We start from the raw sequence: 7,678 nt of genomic DNA, 5'->3' as shown, positions 1-7,678 counted from the left end.
CGGCACCCCGGGCGCCACGGCGGCGAGTTGGCGCGCGACGGCGGCGGGGTCGGCCGCCAGGTCGGCCTTGGTGAGCACCACCAGCGGGCGGGCGCCCGACTCGTGGGCGAGGGAGGGCAGCCGTTCGATGCGGCCGATGTCCGGCTCGGGGTGAACCGGCTCCACCACCGCGGCGGCGTCCAGGTTGGCGGCCAGCACCTGGCCGCTGGCGTCCTTGCCGGCGGTCCGCCGGACCAGCGCGGTACGCCGGGGCAGCACCGCCTCCACGGTGACGTTGCGGTCCGGCCAGGTGGCCAGCAGCACCCAGTCCCCGGCGCAGGGCAGGCGGGTCAGGTCCGGGGCGGCGGCGGCCAGGACCGCCCCGCCCAGCGTGGCGCGGACGGGGCCGTCCGCGCAGAGCACGGTGCAGACGCCCCGGTCGACGCGGGCCACCCGGCCCGGGCGGTGGTCGGTGCGTCGTCGTGCGTCAATCGCCCGGTCGGCGTCCCAGCCGAGGGCGGTCAGATCGATCCTCATGGCATCCTCATCGGTGTCGGTGCGGGTGGTGCAAGGCGTGCTGCGACCGGCATGACCACCACCTCCCCCGACGTCCCGGTGCCGCGTTCGAGGCCGACGGTAGGGCGTGCGACGACGCGCCGAAAGCGATTTCCCCGGGGACGCGGGGCCGTCCGACGGTTAGGGTCGACACGTGACCACGGACCCGCTTCTGTTGACCGGTGAGGTGGACGAGGCCACGGCCCGCCTGTTGCGGACCGCGGCCACCTTCGACAGTGCGGACACCGCCGCCGCATCGCTGCTGCCGGGCTGGACCCGGGGGCACGTGCTGGCGCACCTGGCCCGCAACGCCGACGGGTTCGTCAACCTGCTCACCGCGGCGCGCACCGGTGAGCCCGTTCCGATGTACGCCTCCGCGGCGGCCCGTAGCGCCGACATCGAGGCCGACGCGGTGCGCCCGCCCGCCGCCCACCTGGACGACCTGCGCCGCTCGGCCGACCGGTTCGCCGAGGCGGTGGAAGCCATGCCGGTCGAGGCGTGGTCGGCGACCGTCGAGACGCCACGGGGCCCGAAGGTCGCCGCAGTGCTCGTCTGGGGCCGGCTGCGTGAGGTGGAGGTGCACCACCTCGACCTGGCGGCCGGCTACCGGCCGGCCGACTGGCCCGAGGCGTTCGGCCACCGGCTGCTGCACGAGGTGGCGGCCGACCTCGCCGACCGCCCCGACGTGCCGCCGATGGTGCTGCGCTTCGACGGCACCCGGCACGAGTTGGTGCTCGGTGACCGGGCCGCCGCGCCCACGGTCACCGGCGCCGCCCCCGAACTCGCCGCCTGGCTGATCGGCCGCAGCCCCGGCGCCGTGCTGGCCGTCACCCCCGACGGCACGCTGCCAGAACCACCGGAATGGATATAGGCGACCTCATGACCTACAGCGGAGACGTCACCCCCGGCGGTGCGCCGGCGGTACGCGAGCTCGACCGGCTCACCGTCACCAAGATCTCGGTGGGCCCGATGGACAACAACGCCTATCTGCTGCGTTGCCGGGGCACCGGCGAGCAGGTGCTGATCGACGCCGCGAACGAGGCGCCCCGGCTGCTCGACCTGGTCGGCGACGCCGCGCTGGCCACCGTGGTCACCACGCACCAGCACATGGACCACTGGGTGGCGCTGGAGGAGGTGGTGGCCAAGACGGGCGCCCGCCCGCTGGTGCACGCCGACGACGCCGCGGGGCTGCCGATCGAGGCGGAGACGCTCACCGACGGCGACACGGTGCCGGTGGGTGACTGCGCGCTGGAGGTCATCCACCTCACCGGGCACACCCCGGGCTCGATCGCGTTGCTCTACCGCGACCCGGCCGGGACGCCGCACCTGTTCACCGGGGACAGCCTCTTCCCCGGTGGCGTGGGGAACACGGACAAGGACCCGGACCGCTTCGCCGCGCTGATCGACGACGTCGAGCACAAGCTCTTCGACCGGCTGCCGGACGAGACCTGGTTCTACCCGGGCCACGGCAGCGACAGCACGCTCGGCGCGGAGCGCCCGTCGCTGCCCCAGTGGCGCGCCCGCGGCTGGTAGAAGACCCGGGATCCACCTACCGGACGGCGACGGGCGTCACCGACCGACGGACCACCGGGGTTGCGGGCTGCCGTGCCCGGCGGGGGGATCAGGCCTGAGCGCCCGGAGCCGGGCACGGCGGCCCGCGCGAGCGCGTCAACCGGTGACCGCGCGCAGCCGCCGCCGCGTCCCGATCAGCACCGCGCCGGCCAGCAGCAGACCGACCGCCATGGTGACCAGCATCGGGCTGGACTCCCCGGGCAGCAGCCCGGCCAGCGAGCGGGAGGCGGTGCCCAGCACCAGGTAGAGGCCCGCCCACGCCGCCGCGCCGAGCGTCGCGCAGCCGAGGAAGCGCCGGTACGACATCCGCAGCCCGCCCGCCGCCAGCGGCAGCAGGGCGTTGAACACCGGCAGGAAGGGTGCGACCAGCACCATCCGGCCGCCGCCGCGGCGCAGGATCCCCTCCGCCGCCGCCCAGCGCGTCTCGCCGATCCAGTCGCCCAGCCGGCTGTGGCGCAGCCGTTCGCCGTAGAGGCGCCCGGCGAGGAAGCTCAGCGACCAGCCGGCGAGGCAGCCGAGCACCACTGCGGTGAAGGTGGCCAGGCCGGTGGTCGGGCTGCCCACCCCCACCGCGGCCAGGATCGCCACGTCGCCGGGGACGAGCACCCCGAGCAGCGGCACGGCGTCGAAGAGCATGACCACTCCGAGCACCCCCATCAGCACCGTGGTGGGGAGCTCTCCGACCTGGGCCAGCCAATCCGCCATGCCTCGTACGCTATGGCCGGCGGACTACCGCGGGCATCGGGTCCGATCCCCCACCGTCCCCTGGTATCGGGCTCGGGGTGGACCCTGAGGGCGGTCAACCGGGGCGCAGCACCTGCACCCGGCGGACGGGCGAGTCGACGAAGGGCTCGGTGGTCGGCACCGGGTAGCTGGCCACCACCGCCAGCCCGTCGAGCGGCAGGTGCCCCCGCCCGGGATCCCCGACCAGCACGTCGGCGCCGGTGGCGGCGACCCTGCGCAGGAACGGCAGCATCCGCGCCGCCAGCGGCCGGTTGTAGAGCACGTCCCCGGCCACAAGCAGGTCCACCCTGTCGGGCTCGGAGTCGAGCAGGTCGCCGCCGGTGGCCTCGACGTCGACCCGGTTGGCCCGGGCGTTGACGGTGACCGCCGCGACGGCGTACGGGTCGATGTCGTTGGCGACCACCCGGTCGGCGCCGGCCATCGCCGCGGCGATCGCCACCAGGCCGGATCCGGAGGCCAGGTCGAGCACGCGGCGGCCGGCCGCCAGCTCGGGGTGGTCGAGCAGGTGCCGGGCGAGGGCCTGACCGCCGGCCCAGACCGACGCCCAGTAGGGCGCCGGCAGCGCGTGGCCGGCGTGCGCCTCCATCCGGGCCCACCAGACGATGGCGTCCTCGGCCACGTGCAGGCGCACCTCGGGCACGAACGGGGTGCGCCGCAGCCGGAGCCGGTCCAGCCCGCCCCCGGGAGCGTCGATTTCCCGCTCCAACTCGGTCAGCGCGTCGGCTGTGGCACCTCTCATCGGGGCAAGCATGCCCCAGCGGACCGGGGATCGCCCGGCTTTCGCGTTGGCGGCTGCAAGACTTCATCTCATCGCCTACGGCACTTCGGCCAGCGGATCGCGGTTTGGTTGGTTACTGTCGGGGAGGTACAGGGGGGCTGTCGGTCGAGGGCCGGGGGTCGCCCGCTTTGAACAGGGAGAGATGCATGGCAACCGGCACGGTTAAGTGGTTCAACTCGGAAAAGGGCTTCGGCTTCATCGAGCAGGACGGCGGAGGTCCGGACGTGTTCGTCCACTACTCGGCCATCGCGAGTAGCGGTTACCGGGAGCTGAACGAGGGCCAGAAGGTCGAGTTCGAGGTGACCCAGGGTCAGAAGGGTCCGCAGGCGGACAACGTCCGCCCGATGTAGCTCCGTGCCGGTGGCGGCGGCCGGTGTCCGGCCGCCGCCGCAGCGCATTCACGGTAGGTCCGCCGCGGTGGGCAGGTTCCGCCTGCCCCGCAGCGGCCCGATCAGCAGGATCACCGGGCTGAGCGCCAGCCACCCGGTCATCACCGCGACCGCGGTGCCGGTGCCGTAGGCGGCGCCGACCGTCCCGGCCAGCACCGCGGCCAGCGGGATGCTGCCGTAGTTGAGCATCTGCATGCTCACGGTCACCCGACCCAGCAGGTGGTGCGGGGTGTAGGTCTGTCGGAAGCTGCCCTTGAGGACGTTGCCGACGGCCACCCCGAGGCTGACCAGCACCCCGCCGAGCGCCGGCCAGACCAGGCGCCCGCCGGAGCCGGCCAGCGGGATCAGCAGCGCCGGCGGCCCGGTGAACAGCGCCGCCAGCAGCATGCCCCGGGCGGTGCCGCACCGGCGGCCGATCGTGGTGGCCAGCATCGCGCCGACGATGCCGCCGAGGCTCATCACCGCGACCAGCACGCCGACCGCCGCGGGCGCGAGGCGCGCCTCCCGGATCAGGAAGACCACCAGGACGGCCTGGTAGCCGACCAACCCGATGTTGCTGGCCGCCCCGAAGACGGTGAGCACCCGCAGGTACGGGTCGCGGGCGACGAACCGGATCCCCTCCCCGATCTCCCGTCGCAGCTTCCGGCCCGGGTCGCCACGCCCGGGACGCTCCTCGACCGTGCGGATGCGCAGCAGGCAGATCGCGGAGAACAGGAAGCTCAGCGCGTCGAGCAGCAGCGCGGTGACCGCGCCGGCGGCCTGTGCGACCACGCCGGCGATGCCCGGCCCCAGCACGTAGCTCGCCGTCTGGGTGGCCTGAAGCTTCGCGTTGCCCTCCGGCACCTGCTCGGGTCGCAGCAGCACGGGCAGGTAGACCTGGTCGGCCGTCTCGAAGAAGACCCGGGCCAGGCCGGCGCCGAGCGCCACCGCCAGCAACTGCCCGATGGTGAGCGCGCCGAGTACGGCGGCGAGCGGGACGCTGAGAAACAGCAGCGCGGAGACCAGGTCACAGCCGATCATCACGGGCCGGCGCGGCAGCCGGTCCACCCAGGCTCCCGCCGGCAGGCCGACCAGCAGCCAGGGCAGCCAGGCCGCCGCGGTGAGCACCGCGACCACGAAGGTGCCCGCGTCGAGCACGGTCACCGCCACCAGGGGCAGCGCCACGGCGGTGACGTTGCTGCCGACGGCGCTGGCCGTCTGCCCGGCCCAGAGCAGCCGGAAGTCCCGGTGCCGCAGCAGTCCCGCGCGCTGCGGGCGTACCGTCGGGGTCGTCCCCGCGCCCGACGGGCCTCGCGCGGCCACCGCGGCCGGCGACGTGGTTGAGACGTCGGCGGGGGTACGCGGCGCGGCCTCGGCGGTCGGGGTGCTGCCGGCGGTCGGCGTCACGGCCGGGCCGGGATGCCGTGGGCGAACAGGAAGACCGGTTCGCGCCGTCGCCCGTCGTCGGGCACCTCCCGGTCACTCCAACGGGCCATCAGGTCGACCAGCTCGCGCCCCAACTCGGCGAGTTCCTCGGGGGTCAGGTGCAGCCACCGGTCGATGGAGAACGGCCCCTCACCCCACGCGGCGTGCGTGGCGTCGTCGGCGGCGTGCCAGGTGCGGGCGAGGGCGACGTGCCGGTCCAGGTTGAGCGAGGTGGCGGCGTCGGCGACCGCCCGGGCGGCGGGGTCGTCGTCGAAGTCGGTGTGCGACCAGCGCACGCTGCGGCTGACCAGGCGCCACCACCGTTCCCGGCGGTCCCGGGCCAGCTCGGGCGCCTCGGTGACCAGCTCGGCGGCCGCCAGCACCTTGAGGTGGTGGCTGACGTTGGCCGGCGCCTGGTCGGTGCGTTCGGCGAGCAGGCCGACGGTCGAGGGGCCGTGCACCTTGAGCACGTCCATCAGGCGGCGGCGCAGCGGGTGCGACAGCGCGGCCAGCACGCGGGAATCGGTGACGTGACGCACGTCGGGCTTCGGCATACCGCCACTCTGCCATCCGCAACACCTGTTTCGCAACAGTCATTGCGGAACAGGTGTTGCGGAGTTCGGTCCGGCGCGGCGCGGGCCCGCCGCGGCGGCGGAAGACGGTCAGGCGACCATCCGGCGGGCCATTTCGTCGGCGACCTGCTTGGCGACGGTCGGCGGGACCGCCGCGGCGATCTTCTCGGGCGTGAGCACGGCGAGCACCCCGGCGACGATCGCCTGCTCGTCGGTGAAGTCCCGGTTGGACAGGGCGGTCAGTTGCGCGCCCAGCGCGTCCAGCCGCAGCATCAGGTAGTCCAGCTTGGCCACCAGGCTGTTGCTCGCCACCGCGGAGCCGGAACCGTCGGGGTCGACGCTGCGCCCCATGCTGTTGCCGCCGTAGAACATCCCGGCGAAGATGCTGTCGATCTGGGTCTCGGCCTTGGCGCTCATCTCGTCCTCCAGAAGTCCGATGGTGGTCAGGTAGCGGCGGAACAGTGGGGTCTGGTCACGGTTCGCCTTGATCGAGTCGCGGAAGAAGCTGAAGTGGGTGTGCCACAGGTGGGACTCGTCGCCGGTGCTGCGCCGGCCGAGCCGATCCCACCGCCGCACGACGGCACCGTCGGGTGAGTAGATGATTTCCCGGATGTCGCGGGTGTCCGCCGCGGCAGCGACGCACTGCGCCACGCACCAGACGGAGAAGGTTCGCAGGTTGTGCGTGCCGCCGCCGGAGCGGACCTCGAAGGGCCCGACGTCGAGCCCCGCCGCGTCGAGGGTGAGGCCGGAGGAGTCCCGGGTGGACTCGACGACCGAGTAGTCGTTCGTCACCACCCGGTCGGAGCCGCAGTGGTAGCCGCCCCGGTGTGCGGCATCGCCGACGATGCCCACCTCGCCGGGTTCGAGGTCCTGGCTGCGGACGGTGTCGGGGTCGAGGTTCAGGTGGTCGAGCAGCAGGCGACGGACGGCCAACAGATTTTCTGGTGCCCGCGTCATGGATCCCCCTTGCCGATGGTCGGGGGCCGGGCACGACGGTGACACCGCGTACGCGGTGCGAGGGCTGCGCGAGCGAGCCCGGCCGAGTGGTGCACAGCGCCGGGCGTTGGCCCAACGATAGCCCCGGAGATAGATGAACGCCCAGCTCAGGGCAGTTTTTTCAGCTGGCAGAAAGCTGCGGGCCGACATGGACGATCGGCAGCAGCACGGCGGAGGGGTGCTCCGGGTCGTGCAGGATCTCCCGTCGACCGGCACGCAGGGTCACGGCGGTGCCCAGGGGCTCGCCGGTGCCGGGGTTGCGCGCGTACCGGGGGTGGGCGCCGCCGGAGACCTGGACGCGAAGCCGGTGCCCGGGCGCGAACCGGTGCGCCGTGGGCCAGAGCTCCACGGGCACGCGGACGACTCCGGCCCGGTCGGTCGGGAACCGGCCGGGGGCCACCCGCACCAGCCCGTCGCAGACGTTCCAGGACCGGCCGCGCCGGTCCACGTCGCACAGTCGCACGAAGACGTCCAGGTGGGACAACTCGCTGCGCACGTGGATCTCGGCGCGTACCGGGCCGATCAGCTCGACCGCCGCGTCCAGCGGGGGCCCGGTGAAGGTCAGCACGTCCGCGCGGGCCTCGACCGGGCGGTTGTCGACCGGCCCGGCCCGCTGGGCCACCAGCAGCGGCCCGCCGAGGGAGGGGGTCGGGTCGGTGGGGTCGTAGCAGAACTCGTCCGGCGCGGAC

General features: G+C 74.0%; 10 protein-coding genes. 3 read left to right on the top strand and 7 right to left on the bottom strand.

Features of this window, described 5'->3' with window-relative positions:
- The coding region (gene rsgA / locus NCC78_RS24245) for a GTPase RsgA (protein ID WP_250797259.1) at nt 1-516 on the bottom strand (516 nt) is incomplete at its 3' end.
- A 172-nt stretch (nt 517-688) separates the two neighbouring features.
- Between rsgA and NCC78_RS24240 the strand changes: the two genes are divergently transcribed.
- Nucleotides 689-1,405 (top strand): maleylpyruvate isomerase family mycothiol-dependent enzyme, encoded by a 717-nt coding sequence (locus tag NCC78_RS24240; RefSeq protein WP_250797257.1) that lies wholly within the window; start codon nt 689-691, stop codon nt 1,403-1,405.
- Nucleotides 1,406-1,413: 8 nt separating this feature from the next.
- Nucleotides 1,414-2,067 carry an MBL fold metallo-hydrolase gene (locus tag NCC78_RS24235; protein ID WP_250797256.1) on the top strand — a complete coding sequence of 218 codons (654 nt, stop codon included), beginning with the start codon at nt 1,414-1,416 and terminating at the stop codon, nt 2,065-2,067.
- A 135-nt stretch (nt 2,068-2,202) separates the two neighbouring features.
- Here NCC78_RS24235 and NCC78_RS24230 read toward each other — a convergent pair whose 3' ends face one another.
- Nucleotides 2,203-2,811, bottom strand: a complete 609-nt coding sequence (locus NCC78_RS24230) for a DedA family protein (protein WP_250797255.1) — start codon at nt 2,809-2,811, stop codon at nt 2,203-2,205.
- 94 nt (nt 2,812-2,905) lie between these two features.
- Nucleotides 2,906-3,589, bottom strand: a complete 684-nt coding sequence (locus NCC78_RS24225; RefSeq protein WP_372495191.1) for a class I SAM-dependent methyltransferase — start codon at nt 3,587-3,589, stop codon at nt 2,906-2,908.
- Between the two features lie 185 nt (nt 3,590-3,774).
- Here NCC78_RS24225 and NCC78_RS24220 point away from each other — a divergent pair, with 185 nt between their 5' ends.
- A complete protein-coding gene (locus tag NCC78_RS24220; protein ID WP_007462771.1) occupies nt 3,775-3,978 on the top strand; it encodes a cold-shock protein in 204 nt (67 codons plus the stop codon).
- 48 nt (nt 3,979-4,026) lie between these two features.
- Here NCC78_RS24220 and NCC78_RS24215 read toward each other — a convergent pair whose 3' ends face one another.
- From NCC78_RS24215 to NCC78_RS24200, 4 genes are all read right to left on the bottom strand, one after another.
- On the bottom strand, nt 4,027-5,403 hold the full coding sequence (locus tag NCC78_RS24215) for an MFS transporter (protein ID WP_250797252.1): 1,377 nt from the start codon (nt 5,401-5,403) through the stop codon (nt 4,027-4,029).
- Nucleotides 5,400-5,975: an ArsR/SmtB family transcription factor gene (locus NCC78_RS24210; protein WP_250797251.1), complete on the bottom strand. Its 576-nt coding sequence runs from the start codon at nt 5,973-5,975 to the stop codon at nt 5,400-5,402. Before NCC78_RS24210 ends, NCC78_RS24215 begins: the two co-directional genes overlap by 4 nt.
- A 108-nt stretch (nt 5,976-6,083) precedes the next feature.
- On the bottom strand, nt 6,084-6,950 hold the full coding sequence (locus NCC78_RS24205; RefSeq protein WP_250797250.1) for a hypothetical protein: 867 nt from the start codon (nt 6,948-6,950) through the stop codon (nt 6,084-6,086).
- Between the two features lie 160 nt (nt 6,951-7,110).
- Nucleotides 7,111-7,678 (bottom strand): CocE/NonD family hydrolase (locus NCC78_RS24200; RefSeq protein WP_250797249.1); only part of this gene is annotated, 568 nt, incomplete at its 5' end.

This window comes from Micromonospora phytophila, from assembly GCF_023656545.1.
GTDB classification, from domain to species: domain Bacteria; phylum Actinomycetota; class Actinomycetes; order Mycobacteriales; family Micromonosporaceae; genus Micromonospora; species Micromonospora phytophila.
This window is presented reverse-complemented; position numbering and strand designations above follow the sequence as displayed.